The organism is Hymenobacter sp. HD11105, from assembly GCF_054051685.1.
Genome location: NZ_JBSWBR010000002.1, coordinates 554,496 through 579,142, shown reverse-complemented (window position 1 = coordinate 579,142; position 24,647 = coordinate 554,496). Strand labels below are relative to the sequence as shown.

The window sequence follows — 24,647 nt, the reverse complement described above, 5'->3', positions numbered from 1 at the left end:
CTCATTGTTTTCTTAATGTAATGAGTTTACCAAAGCTATACAGATAACTCTTACAATAAATAGCATCTTAAAAATGGTATACCTAATACTAGACACAAATATTTGGATCGGATTTATTGCAAAAGATATTCCTACTGGAATATTTCAGCAACTTCAAGATAAAATAAATGACAAGGAAGTGATACTACTTTCTAATGATATTATTATTGAAGAATGGAATAGGAATAAAGAACAAACCATCAAGGCTGTAACTAACACTATAAAAGGAAATTACAATGCAGCTAAAAAAGTAGCTGATTTTTTGGACCCTCAAGACAAAAGTGATTACCTAAAATCTCTCCAACCTTATTTTAATAATGATCAGAATATTATAGACATAGCTACAAAGCGAGTTGAAGAAACTGAGCGAATTCTCAGAGATAGTGCAAAGGCGCCAATAACAGATGCTATGAAGTTAAACGTAGTCGAATGGGCCTTGAATAAACGTGCACCATTTAAAAACAAAGCTAATAGTGTTGGTGACGCATTAATTTTATTAAGCTCGGTAGAGTATATTAAGGCCAGAACTATTGGCATTACTGATTCCATTTTTGTCTCATTTAATCATGACGACTATACTGATGGTAAAGACATTAATAAATTACATGATGAATTCAATGAACTAATCACGGACTCACATATGACCTTTACTAGAAATATTGGTGAGGCATTAGATTTAGCTCCAACACTAATTGGTCAAATCAGCGATTATATTGATTTTCACGCTGATAGCTGGGTGGCATGGCAAGCGGAAATTAGCAGAGGCAAATAGGAAGTTGCTGCTTTTGCTGTGAACACTAGTTTATAGTATATTTGAGGAGTCCACTCCGCTCATGAGCATCCAACGTCTAGCCCCGCTCTCCTTATAAAGAGCGGGGCTTTTGTTACCTGACTTACTGCCCATCTATCATTAAAAAGACGGAATAAGCGGTTCACTGACTATATGTTCTCATACATTAAACCATTAGTTAATTAATAATTAGTGTTCTGAACCTATAAGGTTTTTTATCGCTATTTAATCTGCAATCAGCAGTTCTCGCAGAAGCTTTCGAGATTTTTTAGTAATCTCAAAGCTGCCCTCCTTAGCATGAAATGCATTCAAATCCGCAATTTCTTGCTCTACCTCTCCAATGATATCCTGTATAGCATACAGTTCTTTTAACCGGCTAGGCATTGAATTACCTGGCATCTTTAAATAGGGATGCTCTCTATAAAGTGATATAAAGTCGTTTAGTTTTTCAAGAAACGTGGATACTGGTCTTGCCTTCAGAACTGTCCCTTCAGCATCCAAGAACTCTTGAACGATATCACAGAATTGCTGATGCAATTGGGTTGCTTGTTCACGCAACTTGGTGACCTGCTCTTTGTCTGCTTTAACCTTGCGCTCAGCACCTTCACGTTCCTTCCGTTCCTCATCTTCCCATTTCATCCGCTTCAAAGTACTAGCTACGAGGTCATTTATGCTTTCCTTTGACTCGGTAGCTTTGTAATAGTGAGATGAATTTGGGTCAATTGGGTGCGGTGAGATAGAAGGGCTGCTATCAGCTTCGGATGGGGGGTTGTTATCTCGAAAGTGTCGGCCTTTGCAGGTATCACTGCAGAACTTTTTGTTCGGGCGGCCTTCAATAATGCCTCCACATTGGAGGCATTCACGGTAGGGAATGTGCATATGTAAAAACGGTTTCTTTACATAAAAAACGCCTCATAGATCATGGAAATGCGTTTTTAGTGACTATTGGGGTGTAAAACGATTCCGGCCGTGTAAAACGATTTCACTGCCATTCTCCATTAAGAAATTCATAGATTTTGACTCCCGTTTTATTGTCATAAATAATAGCGCGCTCAATTGTATCTCCCCACTTTTCTACTACCCGCTTCATCAAACCACGCATACCATATTCCCGAGGATCTTCTACCTCATAGCGGCCGCTGGTATCGTATGAATAAAATGTTTTTTTGGAGCCATTCCTCCAGACCACCCACGCCTTAGTGAGCGCATTATCCTTCAAAGAATAGGATTTTAGTCGATGCTGAGAAGTCATTAGGATTATGAGTTTTGACAGATAGGAGGTGTTAAGACTATTTTCAGGATAGCAAGCTTCTTAGAGAAGTAGTAAAGAGCTTGCTTGCCACCCAGAGCTTCGAGCACCCTATGATGGTAGGCAAACAATTGCCATAAGGTGCTATTTTGAACGCGTTTTGAAGCTTTAATGCGCCGTCCTCGATTTAGCTCAACCCATTGCTTCATTTCTTTCCCTGCCACTCGCAGGGCTTGTCTAAGCTGAAATTCTGCATGTCGCTTTTCATCAGCGATTAGCCATTTCTCAGTACCTCTAAAGCCATCCTTATTTTCCTTATCAAAATAGCCACAGCCTGGTACCTGTTCGAAATAGGGTTTAGGCGCGTACTTCCCAACATTCATCTGCAAGTAAAGGGCGGCTAGTTCAACTCGCCGCATAACCTTTTTATGGAAGTCACTCCATTGTTCCTCGGCTATATCAGTGAAGTTGCCATATACCCCTACCTTAATAGCTTCCCTGGCCTTTTTTTCCTCAACTGGCGAGAATCTTTGGCCCTTGTATATGAGGCTTTTTGCATACTCCCAACAAGCGATGACAAGTCCTTCTTCTTTATCTAATCTTGCTTTCAGCAGCGCATTTTTCGAACGCAAGAGCATTTCCTCCTCCCTATTGGCGCGGCGCCCCAGATGACTTGTTTTCATCTTGCTTTCGCTTGGTATCAGGACAGACTGCGGCCCTCCGTTTCCAGAAAATGGGATTCCAGTTATCGGCCCGGAGACTAATTTATCCACATGACCAATTTTCAATTTCAAAGATTCAAGGGGTTCTAGAATCTCAGTATGGGAAAGTTTTTTACTTTTTTCGCCTAAAAAATCACCTATACCCTGACAAGCATCATTGGCCAAACGCCCCGTTTCCACTATATTTTCAGGTGTTTCCCACACGAAATCCGGGTTTATCCACAGATAAAAGCTGGCGCGGCTACCACGAAATTTCTTCTTTTTAATGAACCCAACTTTTGTGAGTTCGCGGATATGCTTACGTTGGGTAACTTTTGATAGACCACGTTTCTCGCCTAGTTCACGGGCATTTGCTTGAATAAAAGGCGTCTGTTGTTCATCATCTGTCAAGCCTAGGGGCTGAGAAAGACCAGATGCCTGCCAAGCTTTGCGCTGACGCTGGATCAGGAATTCACCTAAGGTTTTGGCTCCGTCACAAACAGCCTTCGGCTGAGTAATAATTGTCTTAAGGCTGCCGTCTTTAGACATGCGCGTATGAACCTTAGGCGGATTCTGCTTTCGTAGATTTTCGACGAATTGATGCCAACGTAAACGAGAGGCGCTAAGGGATAGAAGTTGTAGATGCATTTGATTGCTGTTGGTTAGGAGAAAGAGAAAAAAGCGAGGTATCGGTAAAGGCGGGTGCTCCTCTGCCGACACCTTCGCTAGACCTACAGACTGCAGGCCCTCCGTACTCTTAGCCGGAATCGAACTGGCATCTGTGCCCAACTTCGGCACCGACTTAGCATTAGTCGAAGAGAGTTTATTTATGCTTACACTTGATATGACAAGCCACTATGTAGGGATTGTTGCTCTGTGCAGCTTAGTCAAGTCAAACCCTACCCCTTGACCAAAAGCCAGCAAGGCAGCGTAAGGAATGCGTGGAAAACCAGGTGAGAACTCTAGAGTTGCTAGGTGGATAATTTTCCCCTTTCGGTCAGGTTTTCCCACTTTCACCCACTTCTCAACGGTTTTGCGGTTAACTCCCGCCATCGTTGCCACTTCATCAATGCTGTGAAATGTATCGTAGTTAGCAGGACCCAGCAGGCGCATTAGGTTCTGCAATTGCTGCAAGGCCACCTGCACGTCCTCTTTCACGGCCGCTACATCGGCCTTTGTGGCGATCTCATTTGGAGCCATCAGGCAGTAGATAGTATATTATTAAAAAACCAAGCCGACCTACAAGGTTACTGGTCGTAAGTGCTCTGGAATTTGGTATTCTGGGATACCATACTGAATCAAAGCACACAAGTCCGATAGGCTTAGAATTCTGCCTTGACGTACACCCGTAAGGCGCACAGAACTTCGGGGGTACCCATTGCGCACAGCCGTGTCTACACAACCTGTTGGCAGTATCTCACATACGGTTGCGAGAAGGAAATAAAATTTCTGCTTCTCAGTTAAAGGGTTCCCCATAATTCTAAAATTTGATGCTTTCTTGCGTCCAGTTGCCAATCTTATATCTGTGACTGGACGAATGTATGACGATTTGGTGACTTGTACAAGTCACCAAATCGTCATTATTAAATAAAATTTCTTTTAAGTTGGCATGAGCGATAAAAAGGATATCTATATTTCTGTAAATAAGCGTTTTATAGAAATATTCGCACTTATAAGAGAATTACATTTTCTTAAGCGTCAAGAGCTATGCGATATCCTTGATGTCCAATACAGCAATCTGAGCAAGTTTGAGAAGGGAGAAAGGCATATTGACCTGGCCAACGTAGTCAATATGACTAGTAAATTTGGCGTATCGCCTACTTACTTACTCACCGGCGAGGGTGAAATTTTCACATCTAAAGCAGAAGCTCAGCTTTTACTCGACATTGAAGACAACGTGAGGAGGCGTGAGGATCAAATCAGAGACCTCCGGAAACGTTTTTCTGAAGTTGCTTATACTTTAGCACAAGAAAGAAAAGGTATTGTGACTAGTAGATTTGATCAAGAAACTAACGCTTTAAGAAAAGAAATCGAAGTTCTTCAAAGCCAGATTCAGGATAAAGACTTAATAATACAGCTACTTAAAAGCAAGTTGAATATGTCTTGAATACACATATAAAGCGTTTGTAGCACTATTTTCAATCAATTTCATTGGAGCATCGCTGTATCTAACTTCGACCACTGCCGGCATCTAGTGCGCCTAAAATTTCCAATGGTCTCTTGTTGACAAAGCGCATCAAATTAGACTTACTACAGAACAGAAGTCGAGATCAGTCGCTGAGCATATTGCTTAAGTCCCTTGAAATCACACATGGTTTCCTAAGTAACAGCGGCATCATTCTATACTTGTATTTTGGAAATCACGTATCAGCTCCGCAAGGACTTACTGAATAAGAAGGGTTACGCCCCAATCCAAATGACGGTTTGCTGGGCAGGTAAACGTATTCGCGTGGCCACCGGAGAACGTACTAAACCTGAATGGTGGGACGAGGAACGGCAATGTATGGCCAGCCTTAAAGGCACTTACTACGCCGATGTCAATAAGAAGCTTAGCGATTACAAAAATGCCGCCGAGCAGGCCCAACAAGCGTCTGAGCAACGCCACGAAATCCTGAGTGAAACCGCGATGCGAGAAGCAATTCAGCACGTTGTTACCCCTCTTAGCGACACCGGGGCTCCTGCCCTGCTACCAACACCCTTCGATGGCCGCCCCGAATTCTGGCAGCTATTTGATCGCTGGCTCGTGGAGTATGCCAAAAAGGTGCATCCCTCGACCTTTCGGCCTATGTCGCCCAAGACCCTTGCCGGCTTGGAGGCCACGCGCGCACGCTTAGAGCAGTTCGTTCGGCATACCAACCAAGTGCCCACGCTGTCTGGCATGGACCAAGATTTCTACCACGCCTTTCGGACGTATGTGGTTGAGGAGTTAGGCCAAGAGCTGAACACCTTTGGTAAACATGTGCGCCGGTTAAAAGCCTTTTTGGCTTGGTGCGAAGAGCAGGATTTGCCTGTTAATCGAAAGTATCGCAAGTTCGTGGCACCCAGCCTATACGTAGGTGTAGATGCACTTACGGAGCAGGAACTGCGCCGCATCCAGAGCCTCGACTTTACCGCGGCTGACTTACGGGCCCAACTCCAAGTACTGCGCGGGGCACCCGCCAAACACGGCCGCGAGCAGCTTGCCTTCGAAAATTGGGTACGCCAAGTGGAGCTGGCCCGCGACAAGCTGCTAGTATGCGTGTATACGGGCTTGCGAATCAGCGACGCCGAAACACTGAGTTGGCGTCATGTACACGGGCAGATCATTCAGATCCAAGCCGAAAAGAATGTGGCTACATGCTACATTCCCTTTTACGAAGACGACTTATTTCATTTACCCAGCTTGGCGCAACGCTACGAGCATCGTACCTCCGACGACTTACTGCTACCACACTGCCCACACATTAATAAACATTTAGAGTTTGTCCAGGCCCTAGCTGGCATCAAGCGCTTGACTCTCACCACTAAACTTGGCCGCAAAACCTTCGTTACCTTGAAACTCTACCAAGGTGTTCCCACACGTCTGGTCATGCAAGCCACTGGCCACCAAACGGAAGAATCCTTCAATCGTTACGTGGGTGTGGACACCCTGAAATTACTGCACGAATTCATGCGCAAATCACCCGGGTCATACCGATCTTCGAAATAAAACCAGTATCAGATTTTACGCATCTAAGATCTTCGAAGCTTCTATCTACGAATACGCAAATGATTCATTTAGTTAGAAACACAACTTTGACAGTAATCTTATAAGAGAGCACCGTTATCAAAAAAGTTACTTATGCGTTATATTAAAGCCCCTTAGTTTATTCTGAGGGGCTTTTTTCTTCATCTTCGGATACGAATAACGCAGGAGCCCGTATTAGATTAACCCTAGCTTGGGCAAACTTATATAACTGGGAAGCCTATGGATAGGCTAACTTTTGCGTGCACCTTAGCCCACGGTGGGATCATCGCCATTGCTCTCTAGCCTCTACCCCCCCTATCCCTATGTGTGCCCCTAAGAGTTGCCTAGCCTGGCAGGAGGCACGTTGCCCACGGTCCGCAAAACCTTTTAACAAGGCACTAAACAGCAAATGCCAGTTCCCTAGACAACGGAAAGCACAACAGGAAGCTAACGCGGGTATTTTCGGACACGAAAGCGATGTTGACTATCTCGAGGATGAAGGCAGCCAGCCCATTACAGTCTCAAATTAAGTTTCTGTATGCGTTCCCATTATAAATGCTTCCTCTAGAGGTCCTTTAACTTTCCACGAACCATCGAGCCATGTAGTGTATTACTGCCTGTACCCTTCAAAAGCCAGAAACTTAACTTGGATAAGCTTGAATAATTCACCCTTAACCTGTTGACTTCTTCATTACTTAAGGATAAATTGTATCATTCCTTAGCTTTCTAAAACATAATTCTATTTACAGCACACTTACTCTTTTTTAATTCAAATACTATGCAAATTCTGTTCGCTAGCGGATACCATGAAAAAACAGAAGCTTAAAGCATAATTTGTATTATTCAAAGGTGTTTTTATTATAACAAGTAACGCTAGGATACTATGCATGGTAAAGTTTTAATTAACATTAATGCTCTACTTCTGACTTTCCTATAGAATTAGATAAGCTAAAAAATTTAATAATGCTTTTGGTTACCCTAGTTACTAATTTCTATGATCGATCCAAAGCGGAAAGAAATTTATTAATCTAAACTTTATTCATATAACACTTTGGAATTTATTCGTCTTTATTAAACAGGAATAGAACCAATATTTTGTAAATACAAATTCAATTATTCATGTTAAAGCATTTAAAACATGAAATCTATAGACAAAGATTTTTTAAAGAACAAATCAATTTCTATTGTTTCAATAGTATTTTTTGTCTTTACTCTTACGGGCTTACCCAAAAAAGGGCATTCTCAAACCTTCACAAGTGCTAAATATACTAAGGGCACTCAATTACTAGATAGGTTAAATGAAAGGATTCCCTTTTCTAATAAGCTTAATGATCAACAGGTTGTTGAATTGGTCGATAATTTAGCATTTTTACTCATGTACTATGACCCACAAATAGTAGCTGCTGATTACAGTCCAACCACAGATACAGAAATTACTTTTCCGTTAGGACCCTCAAATATTACAGAAGTATATAGCAGGCAAAAAGTAGTAAAAAAAGAAACAGAGTCTAATTCACAAATTTTTAAGCAGCGGTTTATATCTGAGATCCTAATTCACGGTTTTAACAAGCCATTCTTTGAGCTATGTTTTGATATAATTGATAAAACATATTTTTGGGAAGATGACTCAAAATATCTTCTAAGTTGTCTTAACCATCTAATTTCTCAAGTTAACCCTAATATAGCTAGCACCCTAACTAATGAATTGCAAATACCAGTTTACAACGATGCAACTCCGAGGAAATGCGGTTTTCAAGCACAGCTTTTTTCGATGAAATCAGGTAGTAGATTATATAATAGAAAAGGCTTATATAATTTGAGAAGTAGTAAGCATATAGATGCAAGTAAAATTATCAATAGATATCAAGCATTTTCTCAATACTCATTAGCATCGCTTTACACAATTTCAACTCAACAAAGAGAGTTGTTAGCTCGGTCACCTTTTTCCAATATATTAAAAGAATATCGATCCAAGGATTTAGAATGCCTTTTTAAAAATTGGGAAATCGAACACAAACCTTTTGACCCATCCTATTGCCCTGAATGCAGGGATGCTCCATGGTTTAAAGAAGAAAGAGTCAGGAAAATGCTTGAAAAGCAAAATCAATCAAGAAATATAACATCAGAAAAAATTACTTCTAAAGGCCTTGTTAAAACTAGCCTACCAAAGGGGGACAACGCTGAAGGTGTGGCGCCTATCACAACAGGTAGATTTTCTTCAATAACCGAGGATAGAATCAAGGTTCAGAACCACGTTGTTTCTTCAAAGAAAAGGCCATTTACCGGTTATGACGAGAATTACACATATAATTACAAGGTTTTAATAGTTAACGATTTCGGCTTCGGCAAGCATGATTATGATTTAAATGGGCTTAAAGAATTAAAAACCCTTTTAAGGGATGGGGCAATAGTTGCCCAAGGAATAGATCAATCTTATAACAGTTTGAAAATTTACAAATTAGAGCCAGTTGGCAATAACTGTACTAATTGCGATGAACGTCGGATAGGCATTTTACTGTCAGATAAACGATATAATAAATTATTAGAGACAGCCAATTGGTTGGAAGTTCAATCTGGCAATGTGAATTACCAAATTGAGGCCACCGCATCTTCAATAGAGGCTATGCGAGAAAGGAATTTTTTATCTCAAAAGGAATCTGATTTTCAACTAAGCATCAATAGAAAGTGTGTTGAAACTGATTCAAGAGGTATCACAAGAGATGAAACTGATTTAATAATTGCGGGAAACGACTATCATAAAATAAAATTTAATAATATCAAAACATTCTCCCAAGTTGGCGAACAACAATTACAGCGACTCCGAAATGATGTTGAGACTACATTGGCAGCGTCAGATAATATAAATAGTTATTTATCAAATATTCCAGGCAATTTGGAATACCCTTCTATAACAAAGGCTAGAGATAAAAGCTTTTATCATTTTGCTTCTTTCTCAAAACAAAGCTACAAACCTGAAGCAGAGACATACCCCTCCCCAGCAGCTGAACTATACAGCTCATTTATTGAAACCTTTAACCGCTTAACTGAACTAACTAACGCCCTTATTCAAGCAAAAGACTCAAATGAAGAGGTAAGAGCAACTACTAATACCAATAATAAGACATTAGATCAAATTACGTATGAAATTAATAATACGTATCCTCGACTAGAGGAGATTAATCGGAAAATTTTTATTAATTATAACGTCTCAAACTTTAACCTTGGAATAAAATTCCCAGAGAATATTAATATAAAAACTAAAGGAATTTCTAAAAGACCATTGTTACTTATTTTTTCTCAGGGCAATATTATTCCTACAGCGCCTTCGCCTTGCACAGATGGAATTGTAAGGCCGACAGCAACAAAAAAATACTTTGTAAAATTTGTTGACTTACTTCATAAGGAGTTAATAGCTTTGGGGGGAGCACCCGCTATAAAGCCCATATTAAAAAATGAATTTGAGAACGACTTTGATTTCATACAAAGGCAATTTAAAGTCAATCAAGAATGGTGTTATGACCAGAATGATCCAGATCAAGTTTCATTAAACAATAAACTTATAGGTTTAATGGAAAATTTTTCAAAATTAAAGGATCTAAAAAGGGATGCTATATTTCGAGAGTTTTCGAATAGAGTATCAAAAAGGCAAACCCTGTTAAACAATATTAATCAGACAATTCAAAGCGATAATTTTAATGTAGACGACCTTATAAAACAAGCTGCCAAATTGAATGAAAGCCAATTTGGCTATCAACTAATCATAGAAAATGACCCTAAACTTAGGGATGCTGTCAGTAGCTATGAAACTTTACTTCAAAATATTAAACTTAGCTATACCAATGTAGCTTTAGCTATTTTTAAACTCTATACAGGCCGTTCACGGGCTTTAGTTAATGAGTCTTATAAGTTTACACAGAACAAAAATTTCTGGAATTTTGATGATGGGAAAACAGGCTATGAATCCTGTCAATATCACTTAAGCAATATACGATCTAAGTGGGTAGAATTGAAATATATTAAAGACAATTCACAACTAGAAGGCGATGAGATAAAAGGTTTTCAAAAGCAAGTTGACGGCATTGTAGAGTACATAGAAGAAGAAGATAAAAATTTTCCAAAGTATGATCGCCTAAAAGAAGAAAACCATTTAGTTGGAGCGGTACACGAGTCGAAGCTTTATTTAACAAAAGAATTACAAAATATCTTAGATGAGGTTGCTCCAATTTATTATGAAATCGCTAACAAGTACCAACTGTCTAATACTGTTCGAATCACATCTTTGTCATTCGAACATGGAGGAAGTCTTACCTTTGGAAATAATAAAAGGCACACGCTACATAAGCTTGGGAAAAGCGCAGACTTTATACCTATATCAATTTCAGGCAAATCTATACCAAAAAATGAAGAGGAAATAAATGCAAATGCTGAGCTTGTTAACTATTTAATTCAAAATAAATCAATTAAAAAAGTTTATTTTAAGAATTTGAAGGTTAAATCAAAAGTAGAAAAGCTACTTCTCGGTTCATTTCCAGAAGAAAGTGATAAAAAAAAATTAAATGACTATATGAAAAAGCTTGTACAACAAGATGACCACGAAGACCATTTCCATATTGAGCTTTTCTAGCATTATAAAATTATAGTATCTAACTATTTAACTGGCATTGACTACGTCCCATATATTTGGACAGCCGCACAGTATATAATTCGACATCTAGAGCAGAGCGCTCATCGACCAGCACAACTACTTCCCCGCGCGCCTCCGCATAGAACATCAAACTCAATCGCGACAAGCCAGCCGAACTGCTAACTGGGTAACGCACACTAGAAGGGGTAGGTCTCTACCAAGGTATCTCCACCCGCTTGGTCATGCAAGCTACTGGTCACCAAACGGAAGAGTCCTTCAAACGCTACGTGGACGTAGACATCTTAAAGTTGCTCCACGAGCTCATGCGTAAATCGCCTGGTTCATATCTACCTTCAAGTTAAAATCAGTGGCAAAAACCAGTGTCAGATTTTGTGGATCTAAGTTCTTCGCAGTTGGTATCCATCAATATGAAGCTGATTCCTTTGGCTAGAAACGCAATTTTGATAGTAATCTATAAGAACGTAGAGGTAGTAAATAAGTCCCCTACGGACTACTACCCTGCTTGTTTTTGGCTGTAAAAAACCCGCTCAGCATCGCGCTGAGCGGGTTTTTGCCTTTTATGGATTTTCGTCACGGGACAGTTCACGGGACAAAGTTTTGTCTTTGCTCTTTCACGGGACAAAGACGCTACACATCATACTCTCTACTACTGGCCCCACTCTTTCCGCCCGCTGCTCCAGCCTCAGTAGCTTCGCATACCACTTGGTGGGCTTGCCCTGGTAGTGCATTTTGCGGCCTTTCCGATATTCCCTTAACCAGGCGCGGTCGGCTTCGAAGTACACGCCTAAGCCCCGAAGCTGTTTGGGCTCCAGTTGGGATTCATAATACAGGCGGGAAGTAAAGGCCAGACGGTGGGCAAACTGGCCCACGCCAGCGGGCATATACAGAATCGTAGCCCGTCGGCCGGTTGAGGGACAGATAAAGTAGTACCGGTGGCCCGCGCCTAGATTCGAGGGCACGGCTTCCAACTGAATCCGGTAATCATAGGCATCGGTATCGTTGACCGTGTAGCGCAGGCGCACGTAGGTTTCCGCCGGGAGAATAACCGCCTCCAATGCTATGCGCCCGGAGGGGCGGCCGTTGTGCGTCCAGTTAAGGGTAGTGGAGTGGAAGCCTGGCCGGAGCAGCCCGATTTTACGCAGGTAGGAAAGTTCCAGGCGGCGGATAGCTTCGGTGGTGTCGGGAAAGTTGGGGGTGCGGGGCATGGCTGTATAAGAGTGAACCGGACAGAGGTAGCCGAAATCCTTAAGGAACAGGTGGTAGCTTTGCCCTACCTATTCAGGAGGCGAGTGACTTCACGGCCATTGTTTACCCGATTGGCTTCCTGCTCTTCGGCCGTGCTCCCGCCAATGCGGAGCGTCACTTTGATCGGCCCTTTTTCCTGCTCCGCTGCGAGGGTGGTGCGCTGCATTTTGGGCGTAATGAACTCGGCGAGCTTCACGTAGGCATCAATAAAGTCTTTGCCCTCCAAGGCTGCTAGCTTGGTCCGGAGTGTATCCGCATCGGTGCCGGCTAGCGCGTCGGCGATGACTTCGCGGGCTTGGGCAGTAGCCTTATTCGGGCTCCCTTTCCGGCGACCATTAGGGTTGCCGCTGTTTCCTTTCTCGTAGGGCATCGGAGTACAATTTACAGTGAGTGACAAGGGCAGCGGGCAGTTTCAGGCCTTACCCCCTTTACCTTTCATTTTGCACGCGTGAAAATTTCATGTAGACATACGGTTACTATTTAGACTAGACAGCAGAAAGTTACTACCCCCTCCCCCTATAGTGAAGATGAGATAAAAAAGAAGCCCCAGCTAGGTGCCAGGGCTTCTTTTGTGTGTAGTAGGTCAACGAACCAGATGATTAGAAACCTAAGCCTACAGTAAAGGCCCCGCCAAGTCCTCTCGCTCCGGACCCGGTACGGGTGGTGGTAACGGCCCCCGTGGACAAGTCGACCGTAGAGATAAGGGAACCTGATTGACCACCGCCGGCTGAGAATAAGTAGCCCGTGTTGGTAGTGCCACCAATATCAAAACCTGAGGCAAAGCCTGTATTTCCTATGAGTGCTAGCGTGCCGTCATTGGGCGGGCTCTGCCGGTACAGTTTACTATTATCAAGCCCGCTATCCGTACCAATAACGTACAAGTTAGTTGTCGTTGCCCCCGCAAAATTATTATCGTAGGCTGCGGATAGGGCAAAGGGAGTCCCCGGATTCAGGCGGCCATCGGCAATGGCTACCCCATCCGCCGGATTTATCCGCAGATTCTGCCCTGAACGAGTCACTAGGCGAATGCGGTCGGCGACGGGATTAAAATCAAAGCCCACGCCAAAGCCATCTGTTTCTAATGGAATACTCAGGTTAGCCACGAAGGTAGCTGCGCCCGTCGCCGTATTGAGGGTATAGAGCCCACTCAGGTTGGTGACCGCATAGATTTGGCCCGTGGCCGGCCGGAAATCCATCCCAAGAATGGCTTCTGCTACCTTCAATCCCGTAACACTCCTGGTTAGCAAGGGCTCCACATTATTGGTAGGATCGAAAATATAGAATGTACTGAATACTTGGTTATCCCGGGGGCTTTCCTGATACGTCAAGGCGTAGGCCACGGGCCGGGTGGGAATGGCCAGCCCCGTGTAGCCAGTCGTAGCCGCATATTGGGCCAGAGACCGGGCCGCACCCGTGCTCAAATCGACCGCGAAGAGGGTAGGATTGCCATTGACCGAATAGAGGCCTAAGGCCGTGCCCGTCCGGGCATCGATATCAAACCCCCCGTCGCCGCTGATGTTCAGGTTCAGATTACCAACCGCGACCAAGGTGCCCTCGTTGGGTGGGTCCTGGCGGAAGAGCCGGTCGGAGGCCGGATCTAGGTCGTAGAGCACCGTGGTGCTGGCTCCCGCCACATTGTTGGTGTAGGCCGCGCCCGTAATGGTAGCGCCCGTCGCCCCATTGATCGAGCCATCGGTGTTGGCGACCGTGCCGGTCTCGGGATTCAGACGCAAATTCTGCCCGGTCGACGTGATGAGGCGAATGCGGTCGACGGTGGGGTTAAAGTCGAAGGCGGCGACTTGATTGCCGGCCAGTCCTGGGCGAAATGACTCCGTGGTCAGTGCCCGGGCTACGCCGGTGTTCTGGTTGATCACATATAGGCGGCTGCTGCTGCCAATACCGTAGAGCTGGCCCGTAGCAGGACGAAAATCGATGGCTAAGATAGTCTCTCCACTCTGCAAGCCCGTGATGGCCACGGAGCTGGTGCGCGTGGCGGCATTGGTTGTGGAGTAGCCATCCAGCCTAGTACCCCCCGACAAGGCATAGAACGAGATGTCCTGGCCTAAGGGGGGAAAGGTCGGGATAGTGGGCGGGGTGGGGTTGGGTTTGGGGAAGTACTGCTCGAGGATGTCTTCGCAACTGGTCAAGGAGCCTAAAAGAACCAGCAGCAGACCAGCCCCGAGCTTGGTCAGGGGAGAGTTTGTTTTCATAAGAAAATGAACTACTAAAACAGGGTGTAAAAGCCCTGACTCCTCAGCCAGGGCGTTGTTCTTACGACAAGAGAGAAGGAAGTACCTTAAAAGCCTAAACCTACGGTGAAGCCATCGCCGCCGAAGGTTCTAGCGAACTCCCGCGTCACCGTGACCTGGCCCGTGGACAGATTGATGGAGACAATCTGAATGGGGACCACCACCGTGGAATTAATGGGCGTATTGGGTTGTAACAGGGCGTAGCCGATGTTGCTCATGCCACCAATATCAAAGCCCCCCACGTACGCGCCCAGGCTGCCCGGTTGGACCCAGCGGCCGATGGTCGTCAGCCCCCCGGTGGCGGGGGAACTGATCCGGTATATGCCGGCGTCACGCGCGCCTAATACATACAAGGTAGCCGTGCTGGCCCCCGCCACGTTGTTATCGTAGGCCAACTCGATGGGAAAGGGATCAACCTCCCCCGGATTCACGAGCGGGCCATCCACGGTAACGTCGCCGTTATCGGGATTGATGCGCAGAATCCCATTCCTTTCCGTGAGCAGGCGAATCTGGTCATCGACCGGGTTGAAGTCCATGCTGATAGTTTGCCCCTGCAGGGGGACACTTAACCGGGCCACCAAGGTAGCCATGCCAGTACCTAGGTCAATGGTGTAGAGCCGAGGGTTTGGATCGCCCAACGAACTCCGATTGCGCGCGATAGCATAGAGCTGCCCGGTAGACGGGCGGAAGTCCAGGTCTTCAATGCTCGCGTTCTGAATAGTCAAACCGCCTACGAGTTTGGTTATCAGGGGCGAGGAATCGGTGGGATTGAAAATGCGCAGTTGAGCGCCTACCCCCGCGTAGGCCACGGGCTGGGTAGGGATGGCCAGGCCGCTATAGCCGGCGCTCGCGTTGTACTGGGCCAGAGGTCGGGCCGCCCCATTCGTCAGATCGACTACAAACAGGGTAGGGTTGCCATTGACGGCATACAAACCTAAGGCTGTACCCGTTTTGGCATCAATATCGAAACCCCCATCGCCGCTAATGTTCAAGTTCAGGCTGCCCATCGCTACCAGCGTGCCGTTGTTGGGCGGGTCCTGACGGTAGAGTTGATCGGTGGCGGGATCGAGGTCATAAAGTACCGTGGTGGTGGCCCCGGCCGTATTGTTGGTATAAGCCGCCCCGGTGATAGTTGCGCCCGCGGCCCCGTTTAGGACGCCATCGGTAGCGGCCACCGTGCCCGTTTCGGGATGGAGACGTAGGTTCTGGCCTGTGGACGTGACCAAACGGATGCGGTCCACGGTCGGATTAAAGTCGAAGCCCACTAGGTTGCCGGCTACCGCCGGGCTGAAGGCCCCAGCACCGATGGCGCGGGCTACGCCGGTGTTCTGGTTGATCACGTAGAGGCGGCTGGCGCTGCTCACCCCGTAGAGCTGACCCGTAGCGGGCCGGAAATCGATGGCTAAGAGTGTCTCGCCGCTGGCTAGGCCTGTGATAGCCACGGAACTAGTGCGCGTGGCGGCATTGCTCGTATTATACCCATCGAGTCTTGTCCCACCCGACAAAGCATAAAAGGCAATGTCCTGGCCTAGTGGTGGAAAGGTCGGGATGGTGGGTGGGGTGGGATTGGGCTTGGGGAAGTACTGCTCGAAGATGTCTTCGCAGCTGCTGAGCGAGGACAACAAGAGAACAGCCACGCCCCATTTGGCGAGGGAAGAGGGTTTTAGCATAGAACCGAGAAAATAGAAGAATGAAAAGAAATAATAGAACTGATCTGGTTTGACCACTACGGACCATCTAGGCCTTTAGATGCACGCTGTCCCAAATAATATCCAACTTAGTATGTCCTCTCTGGTACTGACCTTGCTCTCCCCTCTGTCCTGCTAGTTGGACACGGGAAAATTATACGAAGGGTACGGTTACTTTCTGGAGTAGCTAACAGGAATTTATCCCCCCTCACCTGCCTCCCTACGAGATCACTAGAGCAGCTCCAGAATCTGAGCAAACGGGGCGCGGGCCTGGGCTAGCAGCTTGATGCGGTGCATATCCTGCGCATAAGAAGCTGAGAACAGGGTTTGCTCCAACCCCCGAATCATCGCCTCTTCCCCGTACTGGTTGCGTTCGGCCTCGGTGAGCGGGCGGGCTGTGCCGTCGGGCTGCAAGTTCACTAAGGCACTTCCAAATAGTTGCGCCAGGCCGTTGCCGGTGCGGCGCTCCATTTCCGGAATGCTGTCAATATAGATTTCTAGCTCCCGGCTCAGGTGCAGGCAACTGACACTACTCTCACTCTCCAGCGCATACAACATATCGGCATAGGGGTCGTAGGGTTTAGGTTCGTCGTGTTCGCCGTAGCCCCATTCATCGTAATCGTCGGGCACAGTGGTAGCCAGTCCGTGGGCGGCGGCTTGCTGAATAGCTTTCAGGTTGTGAATATGATCTCCTACTTCGGCTAGGAGGACTGCCAGTAAGCCGGCGGCCTGCAAGTAGTCATCCCGTCGGGCACGGGCCTGTTTATTCTGGTAGAGCAGGCTGCGCACGTACGCTAGCTGGGAAAGTTTCAGCTTGGTTTTGATGATCTGTAAGCCGTCTATTTTGGGCATAGCGGTAAGGAGGAAAAGGTGAATGTCTAGGGAAGGAGGAATGCGGGATTGCCAAGTGATTACAAGGGGTGCAAAGGGTATCAGATTTGAGCTGTTGGATTACTGCTACCGTTCGCTCTCCGCTACCAATGCCTCCAGCTCATGGGCAAAGACCGCCTCAAAGGGATGCGGCTCGGTGCGTTGCTTTAAGTGCTGGAGCAGCTGAGCAGCGCGGGCGCGGTTGCGTTGGTAGGTCGCACGGGGTTGGGTGCGGCGCATCGCCTCCCAAAAGGCTAGATCAGTAGCGGCATGGAGTAAGGCTGAATCCGACAGGGAAAGGCCAGTATAGTCTAGCGGGGTACGGCGTTGGGTGGTATTCCAGTGGAGGCGCAGGTGAGCGGCGACGGCTGCTAGTACCGGCGGACGGGGCAAGTCGGCTACGGTGAGCGTCGTCTGTCCTAGGGCTGTCAGCAGCGGGCGGGCTTGGGTGAACACCACTTCAAATCGGAGCAGGTGGCCCGGCAGGCAGGGTTCTCCTTTCAGGCGGGCGTATGCTCCCTTGTAGTAGAACTTGAGCCGGTAGGCACTGTGGAAGGCTCCGTACTCCAGCGGGCGGGTCGCGCCGGCCGGGGGGTTGAGGGCCGTGAACCGGCTCTTTTTGTGGCTCACCAGACTCTCCAAAAACAAACGCGGCGCGGTGGGCACGCGCAGATTCACGCCCGCCTCCAGCCGGCGCACCGTGAGCCACTGCGGCGGCATGGCCAGCGCCTGGGCTAGCTCCGCACAGGCTACTCCAATCTCCGGGGCCGAGAACCGGCCCGCGTTGTGGCCGTGGGCAAAGGTGTGCAGCGAGCCACGTACCCGACCCCAGCGGGTAGCAGGGGTATACTCCAGGCGCAGGCCCCGGTAGGCCGCCCGTAACCGGCCGTACTTATCGGGTTCACCCGAACTATGGGCAAAGGCGGGCCCGCGGGCGAGCCGCTGCTCGGCCGCCGCATTGGGCAGCAGAAAATGTAAATGAGTGTTATCGTACACGCGTATCCAGCCCGAAACGGTTATCTTTACTGGCAGTAGTATCCGCCACTTCCTAGCCCGAAACGGCCCACTACGGAGCGGGAACCCTGACACGTTGGGGTTCCCGCTCTTTCGTGTAGGCGGTTGCCGGCGGGCACCCCTAAGGCACCCGGCTTCCTTGCAAATCATTGTTGTTTGCAATGGCCTCCCCTACTCCGGCTCATCTGCGGAGAGCAGCTGCAGCCACGCCGGCAACCGGGCATAAATCTGCCGGACGCGGACCGTGGCAAAGGCCGCATTTATCTCCCGATAGCAGGACTTGTAGCTGTCCCAACAGATCACCAGGAGCATCCAGCCCGGACGTAAGCCGACGGCCTTTCCGAATAGAGCTACCATCGTGCGGGGGTATTCTTGACGTCAAGGTGGTTGAATTTGTAGTCGCCTACCCGCAAGCTATCTATTACTGACGCAGCCGCGCCGGGCACGGGTACCGACCGCAAGCCGCTCAGAAACTCTTTCTGGCCTTCCACGGTCGGGCCCTGCAACATCTCATTGCATTGGTTGCGACTCGTGTAGCGGAGTTGCGAGCGGGACAGGAAGAGCAAGGGATGCACCCGCACGCCGGCCGGAGCGGGTAGCAGGGTGGCTACTAATCGATACTCCAGGAGCATCCCGTTCAGGTTGGCAAAGTAGCTGGAAGTTTCGCAGCGGTAGAGCATCGCGGCATGGCCGCGGTCAGGCGGGGAGCTTTTAGCGGGCGCAGGGGCCGGGGTGGCGTACCTCGGCGGGCATCAGTAGTAGGTTCGGTGACGGGGCGCAACTCCGTTGCAGCGCGGCGGCGATGGTAGTATCCTTCCATTGCCCTAGCCCTTTACCCGTGTGTACTTGGAATGAGCGCGGCCGGCTTCCAACACCTTGCCCCTTCAAAATAAACGCGACGCTCTAGGCGCACAAACGGAACAACGCCGGCCTTACGCCACTCGGTTAGGGTAGTTTTAGATACCCCGAACTCCCGGCACGTTTCGACCATGGTGAGCAACTCCAAGGCGGCGGCATCTGGTGCAGCTGGAGCAGCGGATAGTAGCTCGGTGAGCAGGTTGCAGAGCAGCTCCCGGACGGTATCCGGGCTGCTCAGAATTAGTAGATTTTGGTTGTCCATTGCGGCAGTCATTTAGTGATGCCACAAAGGTTGACTAGGTATGTAAGTATGTGGTCTAAATCAGGCTACTGCGTAGCGGCTATATACTGAAGGGGACAACTGCCATACTCGTTGCTGCAGTTCGATACCTGCTAGAGGGACTGGATGGAGGAGCGGCTGATCGGCCTGGGCAATAAAGGTGCTGATGGCCTGCATGCGCAAGGATACCCGGGGGCGGGCCTGAAGCAACATCCATACAATTGAGACAAGGGGCAATAAAGCCAGCAGGTATAGAGGCATAAACATTGGGGAATTAAGAAAGGTATAGTGCAAATAGCGATCCTATTTTTTGTCTTATGACATCCCCGCCCCCTTTTAAAGTTATTTGGTGGTAACAGTGCAGTTCCAGAACCTGAGCAAATGAGGCGCGGGCTTAGGCTAAGAGCTTCACGCAGTGCATATCGTGAGTATAAAAGGCTGAAGCAAGCTGTTTTCCTATCCCTCAAATTGTAGTTTCTTCTCCTTATTGCTTGCGTTCGATTGAGGGAGGGGACAGGTCTTGCCGACGGGCGCCCAGTTCATTCGATCGGCAGGAATCCACTATTCCTCTATTTTTATCTCCTTAGAGATACGTACCAAGTAGATGCTCAACAGGCAGCCAGAAATAAAGTATTGCTAAGTGATAACCAAGGCAACAGGTATAATATTTGAACTGTGTCCTTTTGGCTAGGAGGTTTGCGAATAGCTCCGTAACTAGCCTATTTATCTTATCAACCTTTATGGAAATACAGCTACTTCTCATCCCTTCCGATTCACAGTCATTCAGCCAAAAGGCAGAAAAGCCCCCTACCCAGGCAAGTCAGCATTGGGTCGTGACGGACAACGAAACGTCTCGCAGAATCAAGTACATATTCCGCCCAAACGGCGATATTCTAACTACTCCCTTAGCGATTAGATCGTCTGCAAAGGCAGAATAATCACTAGCTTTTATTGACTGTCAAATTTCGGGTTCCCAACACAAGTGTACAGGCGGAACAGGACGCGGCTTAGAGTTGCGCTAGGAGGTCTATCCTAATGGAGTGTGGGTTCGGTTGTATTTCCAATTTGCTAGGGATCCCGTATAATTCAGGAAAACAAAGGTCGCTTGGCATCGCGCGGAGCGACTTTTTGTTTTATGCTATGCTTGAGCGGTAGCGTGAGTAGCACTTCGGTGCCTTCTCCCTCTTGTGAATTGACAGACATCGAGCCGCCGTGGCCTTTAGTAATAATATCATAGCTCAAGGATAAGCCCAGACCTGTGCCTTCCCCGGGGGCTTTAGTGGTGAAAAAGGGTTGAAAGATTTTCTGCATTACGGCCGGGGACATACCAATACCATTGTCGCGCACACTTAGCTCTACTTGCTGGCCTGAGCAGCGCGTCCGCACCGTGATCTGTGGCTGATAATCCGCGCCCTGCGTGGCGGCTTTTTGTTGCAGTGCATAAAACGCGTTAGTGTAGAGGTTTAGCAGCACCCGACCAATATCGGTTGGCACCACCTCTACGCTACCTAAGTCAGGGGCAAGGTCAGTAGTTAAAGCGGATGTAAAATGAGGATGTTGAATACACCAGCTCTCGTGGGCAAGGCGTAAATACTCGTCGGCCAAAGCGTTGAGGTCAACCGCTTGACGCTGGCCATTGCTGGGCCGGGCATGATCGAGCATACCCAGCACGATGCCGGACGCCCGCTGCCCATGATGGATAATTTTCTGCATGTTTTGAGCCAGCTCACCGGCCAGATCCTCTACTTCCTCATAATTACCGGCACGAGCCTCTTCCTGCAACTCCTGGCTAAGGTCGGCAGACACCTCGGCGAAGTTGGTAACGAAGTTGAGCGGGTTCTGCATCTCGTGGGCAATGCCGGCTGTCAATTCGCCTAGCGCTGCCAGCTTCTCAGCTTGTATCAATTGAGCTTGGGTTGCCTGCAACTCCTGCTGCTGGCGGCGCAGCTGTTTGTTGGCCTGCTGCTTTTGCCGATTATTGCGCCACAGCAGCACGCTCAACCCCGCAACCACTGCCAAGGCTGCCAGCGAGCCAATAAGGAGCACTTGTTGCTGGCGGTTTTGCTGGCGGATCAACTGCTCGTTGCGGGTTAGCAGCTGTATCTGCGATTTTTGCTTATCCAAGGCATATTGATACTGCAGCGCGGCCGTGCGCCGGGTTACTTCCTGACTAGTAAGACTGTCGCGGTAAGCCATGAATAAGGCGAGGTAGCGGTAGGCATCAGTAAAGCGCCCTCGGTCAGCACTGGCCTGGGCCAATACGTCGCTGGCGTCGCGAATCGTGCTTTTTACGCCGCTCTGTTGGGCCGCCTGGAGGGCTGCTTGTCCGTATGCCCAGGCGCTGTCGGGCTGCTCGGTATGTAAGTAGGCCCGAGCAAGCACAAGCTGCACTAAAGGAATTCTACCTACATCATCTAGCTGCCGCATCCGTTGCAGACAGCGATAGGCTGCGGAAAAGGCCTTTTGATAGCGACCTAATCGCTCCTCCATATCGGCAATATTATAGAGGCTCATGGTGATGCCGCCTTGGTTTCCGAGCGACTCAGAAAGCACTGCATTTTGTTCAAAATACCACCTCGCCTGGGCCCATTGCCCCTGTAAACGGCATAATTCCCCTAGCCCGGACACGCAATGCGCAATACCATCTTGGTCGCCCACGCCCTGGGCCAACTTCAGGCCGCGCACAAAGTACTGCCGGGCTTTAGGGTATTCACCCAATGCAATGCAGGCATTTCCAAGTTGACTATTGAGTAGCGTAAGCCACTTTTGGCTATGGAGTTGCTCGGCTAGCTCTAGTCCTTCGAAGCTATATGCCATGGACTGGGCATAATTGCCCTGCCCGCCCACAGCATACGACAGGTTATATAAACAGGCAATTTGATTAAGTCGGTCGCCGAGCTTCGTAAATAGCTGCTGGGCCTGTTGCGTATAGGTTAAGGCCGGGACATAATCATTCCGAAAACGGTAGTAAAAGCCTAACCCAAGCAGTGCCCGCGCTTCTCCAGACGGATAGTTCAACTGGCGCGCTAAGCTTAACGCTTCCTCATACCCAGCTCTGGTTTGTTGGGGGGCTTGGCTACGCTGGAAAAAAGCCAAGGCGTTGAGACGATTCACGCGCCCCGTATCAGGGGTAGGATGCGCTGCCAGCGCCGCCTGCGCGCGCTCAATAGCTGAAGGCTGCGCCCCCGCTACGAAGGGCAGAATAATAAGCCAATACAGAAGCAAAAGCGTTTTCATCCCTAGCTTTCTATCCGGAAGAAACCTTTCGATAAGGTATTGATTCTAAATGGCATGACAAAGCAGAAAAAAGGAGCCAGCCTGAGCTATGCTCTCTTTTCTGCATTTATATCTAAAATCGTCGCTGCGCTCAATAAGCCGATTGTTCTTTCCTGCTTGTCGTGGTGGGTATTTACGTTTAGTCACCCGCCATACAACACGCCTTATCATGCTGCAACCTTGAGACAAAGCAGCCGCACAGCTTAGCATGAAAAAAGCGTGTTTTAAGCTTAATAGTGCGTATGGTTTACCACTGTGCTTTTCAGGTACTCCAGGTTTTTCTTGGTATCAGGACCATTGTGCTGGGCACTGCGACTACCATACACGCATAGCCGGTCGCGGTTAAGAGTAATGACCTGCTCCGCCCCCTGACCCATGAAGTCGAACATATGAAAGACGGGGTCAGGGAAGTACAGCTCACCGGTGCCCACGTCGTTGAGGCGGAACTTGTGCCAGAATAAATCGATGGAGCCGTCGCCGCGCCAGTTGCCGCGCACGAAATCGGGGTTACCGTTAATGGGGTTGCCGGGCCACTTTTTTACCAGGTTACCCACGTTGTCGAACCAAAATAGCTGACTGGATAAGTAAGGCTCGCCGGCCTCGCGGTTGCCATAGGTGCGGCCACCTACTACCACTTGCGGACCGGGCACGTTTTTGAGAAAATTGCCCCCCGCCAACTGCTGGCTATGCTCGGCGGTGTTTTGCCAAATTATCTTACCCGTAAAGCCCTCATAAATAAATACGCCGGTTTCGCTGTTGGCGGTGGCAATGTCCAGCTTCCCGTCGCCGTTGATATCGAGGAATTTGTAGCTGTCGGCGTGGTCGTGGTTATCGGGCAGCAGGTCGAAGCGGTTCCAGATTTCCTTGCCTTTGGTATCGAGCAATAGCGAGCCAACTAACACCTCATCGAGACCGTCATTGTTCAGGTCGACTGGGTAGATATAGTGGCCGAGGTTATCTTTCTTGCGGCGCTCGGTGTGCTGCCACAGGGGTCTGAGAGCGGCCGTATAAGCATTAATGTTTTGGGTGCCGCCCATATCGGTAAACACCACGATGTCGTTGGGCTGGCCGAGATGCAGCTTGGCAATAGCCAGCCGGAAGTTGTTGTAAACGTGGGGCAGCGGCTGAGTGGGCCAAAGCGTTTTGCGCAGAATCCTGCCGGTGCGACCATCGGCCACCACCAGCCACTCCTGCCCTTCTATAAAGCGCCAATGCACTACCTCGGCGCGGCCGTTACGGTCAAAATCCCAGAGTACGCCCGGCGCCTCAAACTCTGAGCGTTCCTTAGTGTACTCAGTAGGAGCTTTATAGCTCCACAACTCTCGGCCGCTGTGGTCGAACACGTGAGCCGAAAAATCGGGCGCCAGCACCATAAAATCGGTTTGCCCGTCGCCGGTTACGTCCCCGAATTTTACCGCATTGGAGGGTGGAATGCGGTATTCTTTGAGCAGCTGCACATCCTGCGGCAACTGATAGGGTCGTACGTCCTCTGCTCGCAGATTCGCATTTTTGCTGAGCACCAGCACGTCCACCGTGGGCCCCGCTTCAATGCGCGTCAGCTTGACGTAGGCCGGGCCCGCGGGCAGTTCAAACGTGCCACCGCTCTGCCAGCTCAGCTCGGCGCGACCAAAGGCTGCGGGTGTCACTTTATCGTTGATGGCGACTTTGAATGAGCTGTTTTTCTCGCCCTGACTGCGCACAAATAGCGTGTAGGTGCCCGCTTCCGGAATGTGCACCTTGGTCATGAGGTTCGTCTTGGACTTCAACACCAGGGCCGTGTTATTGAAAATCCAGGGCGCACGCAGGGCATCAGCATCCGCAATGATATTGCCCTTGGGTATTTCCTCAATAAAATCAGAGGCCGGAATGATGACGGTAGCCGGCAGCGGCTCGGGGCGAACGACGGGCTGTTGAGCACTGGCCGAGGCGGCAAAAAAGCCCCCCAGCAACACTATGAGAGCAATACGGTTAGTCATAGCAGAGCAGGAATTAAGGAGCGGCAAATGCTGAGGCAGCGTGGTACTATGCAAGGTCGAA

At 48.5% G+C, this 24,647-nt stretch carries 19 protein-coding genes; 4 read left to right on the top strand and 15 right to left on the bottom strand.

Translation table 11 applies throughout. The features are described 5' to 3' along the window. Positions 1 to 73 precede the first annotated feature (73 nt). Positions 74 to 811: a PIN domain-containing protein gene (locus tag ACW9KT_RS08710; protein WP_457079383.1), complete on the top strand. Its 738-nt coding sequence runs from the start codon at positions 74 to 76 to the stop codon at positions 809 to 811. A gap of 243 nt (positions 812 to 1,054) precedes the next feature. Here the strand turns inward: ACW9KT_RS08710 and ACW9KT_RS08705 are convergent, their stop codons facing one another. From ACW9KT_RS08705 to ACW9KT_RS08690, 4 genes are all read right to left on the bottom strand, one after another. Further along, positions 1,055 to 1,708, bottom strand: a complete 654-nt coding sequence (locus tag ACW9KT_RS08705; RefSeq protein WP_457079381.1) for a hypothetical protein — start codon at positions 1,706 to 1,708, stop codon at positions 1,055 to 1,057. 103 nt (positions 1,709 to 1,811) lie between these two features. Continuing rightward, positions 1,812 to 2,048 carry a hypothetical protein gene (locus ACW9KT_RS08700; protein ID WP_457079379.1) on the bottom strand — a complete coding sequence of 79 codons (237 nt, stop codon included), beginning with the start codon at positions 2,046 to 2,048 and terminating at the stop codon, positions 1,812 to 1,814. Positions 2,049 to 2,086: 38 nt separating this feature from the next. Further along, a complete protein-coding gene (locus tag ACW9KT_RS08695) occupies positions 2,087 to 3,328 on the bottom strand; it encodes a hypothetical protein (protein ID WP_457079377.1) in 1,242 nt (413 codons plus the stop codon). A 306-nt stretch (positions 3,329 to 3,634) separates the two neighbouring features. Then, the gene (locus ACW9KT_RS08690; RefSeq protein WP_457079375.1) at positions 3,635 to 3,979 is read right to left on the bottom strand and encodes a hypothetical protein; all 345 of its coding nucleotides are present in this window, start codon (positions 3,977 to 3,979) and stop codon (positions 3,635 to 3,637) included. Positions 3,980 to 4,388: 409 nt separating this feature from the next. On the opposite strand from ACW9KT_RS08690, the gene ACW9KT_RS08685 reads away from it, so the two are divergent. The 3 genes from ACW9KT_RS08685 (at position 4,389) to ACW9KT_RS08675 (ending at position 11,109) form a co-directional block, all read left to right on the top strand. Next, positions 4,389 to 4,886 carry a helix-turn-helix domain-containing protein gene (locus tag ACW9KT_RS08685; RefSeq protein WP_457079373.1) on the top strand — a complete coding sequence of 166 codons (498 nt, stop codon included), beginning with the start codon at positions 4,389 to 4,391 and terminating at the stop codon, positions 4,884 to 4,886. Between the two features lie 246 nt (positions 4,887 to 5,132). Further along, the gene (locus ACW9KT_RS08680; RefSeq protein ID WP_457079372.1) at positions 5,133 to 6,467 is read left to right on the top strand and encodes a tyrosine-type recombinase/integrase; all 1,335 of its coding nucleotides are present in this window, start codon (positions 5,133 to 5,135) and stop codon (positions 6,465 to 6,467) included. Positions 6,468 to 7,623: 1,156 nt separating this feature from the next. Further along, positions 7,624 to 11,109 (top strand): hypothetical protein, encoded by a 3,486-nt coding sequence (locus tag ACW9KT_RS08675; protein ID WP_457079370.1) that lies wholly within the window; start codon positions 7,624 to 7,626, stop codon positions 11,107 to 11,109. 632 nt (positions 11,110 to 11,741) lie between these two features. On the opposite strand, the gene ACW9KT_RS08670 is transcribed toward ACW9KT_RS08675, so the two are convergent. The 11 genes from ACW9KT_RS08670 to ACW9KT_RS08620 all read right to left on the bottom strand — a co-directional run bounded on the left by ACW9KT_RS08670 (position 11,742) and on the right by ACW9KT_RS08620 (position 24,586). Further along, positions 11,742 to 12,335 (bottom strand): hypothetical protein, encoded by a 594-nt coding sequence (locus tag ACW9KT_RS08670; RefSeq protein WP_457079368.1) that lies wholly within the window; start codon positions 12,333 to 12,335, stop codon positions 11,742 to 11,744. A gap of 65 nt (positions 12,336 to 12,400) precedes the next feature. After that, positions 12,401 to 12,745, bottom strand: coding sequence for a DUF5681 domain-containing protein (locus tag ACW9KT_RS08665; RefSeq protein WP_457079366.1), 345 nt, complete (start codon positions 12,743 to 12,745; stop codon positions 12,401 to 12,403). A gap of 229 nt (positions 12,746 to 12,974) precedes the next feature. After that, the gene (locus ACW9KT_RS08660) at positions 12,975 to 14,585 is read right to left on the bottom strand and encodes a DUF4394 domain-containing protein (RefSeq protein ID WP_457079364.1); all 1,611 of its coding nucleotides are present in this window, start codon (positions 14,583 to 14,585) and stop codon (positions 12,975 to 12,977) included. 86 nt (positions 14,586 to 14,671) lie between these two features. After that, positions 14,672 to 16,294, bottom strand: coding sequence for a DUF4394 domain-containing protein (locus tag ACW9KT_RS08655; RefSeq protein WP_457079362.1), 1,623 nt, complete (start codon positions 16,292 to 16,294; stop codon positions 14,672 to 14,674). 249 nt (positions 16,295 to 16,543) lie between these two features. Beyond that, complete coding sequence (locus tag ACW9KT_RS08650) at positions 16,544 to 17,164, bottom strand: hypothetical protein (RefSeq protein WP_457079361.1); 621 nt, start codon at positions 17,162 to 17,164, stop codon at positions 16,544 to 16,546. A gap of 105 nt (positions 17,165 to 17,269) precedes the next feature. Further along, positions 17,270 to 18,178 carry a hypothetical protein gene (locus ACW9KT_RS08645; protein WP_457079359.1) on the bottom strand — a complete coding sequence of 303 codons (909 nt, stop codon included), beginning with the start codon at positions 18,176 to 18,178 and terminating at the stop codon, positions 17,270 to 17,272. A gap of 368 nt (positions 18,179 to 18,546) precedes the next feature. Then, the gene (locus ACW9KT_RS08640; protein WP_457079357.1) at positions 18,547 to 18,876 is read right to left on the bottom strand and encodes a hypothetical protein; all 330 of its coding nucleotides are present in this window, start codon (positions 18,874 to 18,876) and stop codon (positions 18,547 to 18,549) included. 152 nt (positions 18,877 to 19,028) lie between these two features. Then, entirely contained in the window at positions 19,029 to 19,316 is a 288-nt protein-coding gene (locus tag ACW9KT_RS08635; RefSeq protein WP_457079355.1) for a helix-turn-helix domain-containing protein, read from the bottom strand. Between the two features lie 60 nt (positions 19,317 to 19,376). After that, complete coding sequence (locus tag ACW9KT_RS08630; protein ID WP_457079353.1) at positions 19,377 to 19,595, bottom strand: hypothetical protein; 219 nt, start codon at positions 19,593 to 19,595, stop codon at positions 19,377 to 19,379. Positions 19,596 to 20,420: 825 nt separating this feature from the next. After that, complete coding sequence (locus ACW9KT_RS08625; RefSeq protein ID WP_457079351.1) at positions 20,421 to 22,571, bottom strand: tetratricopeptide repeat-containing sensor histidine kinase; 2,151 nt, start codon at positions 22,569 to 22,571, stop codon at positions 20,421 to 20,423. 269 nt (positions 22,572 to 22,840) lie between these two features. Then, positions 22,841 to 24,586: an FG-GAP repeat domain-containing protein gene (locus ACW9KT_RS08620; RefSeq protein WP_457079349.1), complete on the bottom strand. Its 1,746-nt coding sequence runs from the start codon at positions 24,584 to 24,586 to the stop codon at positions 22,841 to 22,843. Between the last annotated feature and the right edge of the window lie 61 nt (positions 24,587 to 24,647).

Coding starts and splice junctions, on each gene's coding strand:
- ACW9KT_RS08640 (WP_457079357.1), bottom strand. CDS start 18,876: ATGCTCTACCGCTGCGAAACTTCCAGCTACTTTGCCAACCTGAACGGG.
- ACW9KT_RS08670 (WP_457079368.1), bottom strand. CDS start 12,335: ATGCCCCGCACCCCCAACTTTCCCGACACCACCGAAGCTATCCGCCGC.
- ACW9KT_RS08635 (WP_457079355.1), bottom strand. CDS start 19,316: ATGGACAACCAAAATCTACTAATTCTGAGCAGCCCGGATACCGTCCGG.
- ACW9KT_RS08660 (WP_457079364.1), bottom strand. CDS start 14,585: ATGAAAACAAACTCTCCCCTGACCAAGCTCGGGGCTGGTCTGCTGCTG.
- ACW9KT_RS08675 (WP_457079370.1), top strand. CDS start 7,624: ATGAAATCTATAGACAAAGATTTTTTAAAGAACAAATCAATTTCTATT.
- ACW9KT_RS08650 (WP_457079361.1), bottom strand. CDS start 17,164: ATGCCCAAAATAGACGGCTTACAGATCATCAAAACCAAGCTGAAACTT.
- ACW9KT_RS08620 (WP_457079349.1), bottom strand. CDS start 24,586: ATGACTAACCGTATTGCTCTCATAGTGTTGCTGGGGGGCTTTTTTGCC.
- ACW9KT_RS08710 (WP_457079383.1), top strand. CDS start 74: ATGGTATACCTAATACTAGACACAAATATTTGGATCGGATTTATTGCA.
- ACW9KT_RS08630 (WP_457079353.1), bottom strand. CDS start 19,595: ATGCCTCTATACCTGCTGGCTTTATTGCCCCTTGTCTCAATTGTATGG.
- ACW9KT_RS08625 (WP_457079351.1), bottom strand. CDS start 22,571: ATGAAAACGCTTTTGCTTCTGTATTGGCTTATTATTCTGCCCTTCGTA.
- ACW9KT_RS08665 (WP_457079366.1), bottom strand. CDS start 12,745: ATGCCCTACGAGAAAGGAAACAGCGGCAACCCTAATGGTCGCCGGAAA.
- ACW9KT_RS08695 (WP_457079377.1), bottom strand. CDS start 3,328: ATGTCTAAAGACGGCAGCCTTAAGACAATTATTACTCAGCCGAAGGCT.
- ACW9KT_RS08685 (WP_457079373.1), top strand. CDS start 4,389: ATGAGCGATAAAAAGGATATCTATATTTCTGTAAATAAGCGTTTTATA.
- ACW9KT_RS08705 (WP_457079381.1), bottom strand. CDS start 1,708: ATGCACATTCCCTACCGTGAATGCCTCCAATGTGGAGGCATTATTGAA.
- ACW9KT_RS08655 (WP_457079362.1), bottom strand. CDS start 16,294: ATGCTAAAACCCTCTTCCCTCGCCAAATGGGGCGTGGCTGTTCTCTTG.
- ACW9KT_RS08690 (WP_457079375.1), bottom strand. CDS start 3,979: ATGGCTCCAAATGAGATCGCCACAAAGGCCGATGTAGCGGCCGTGAAA.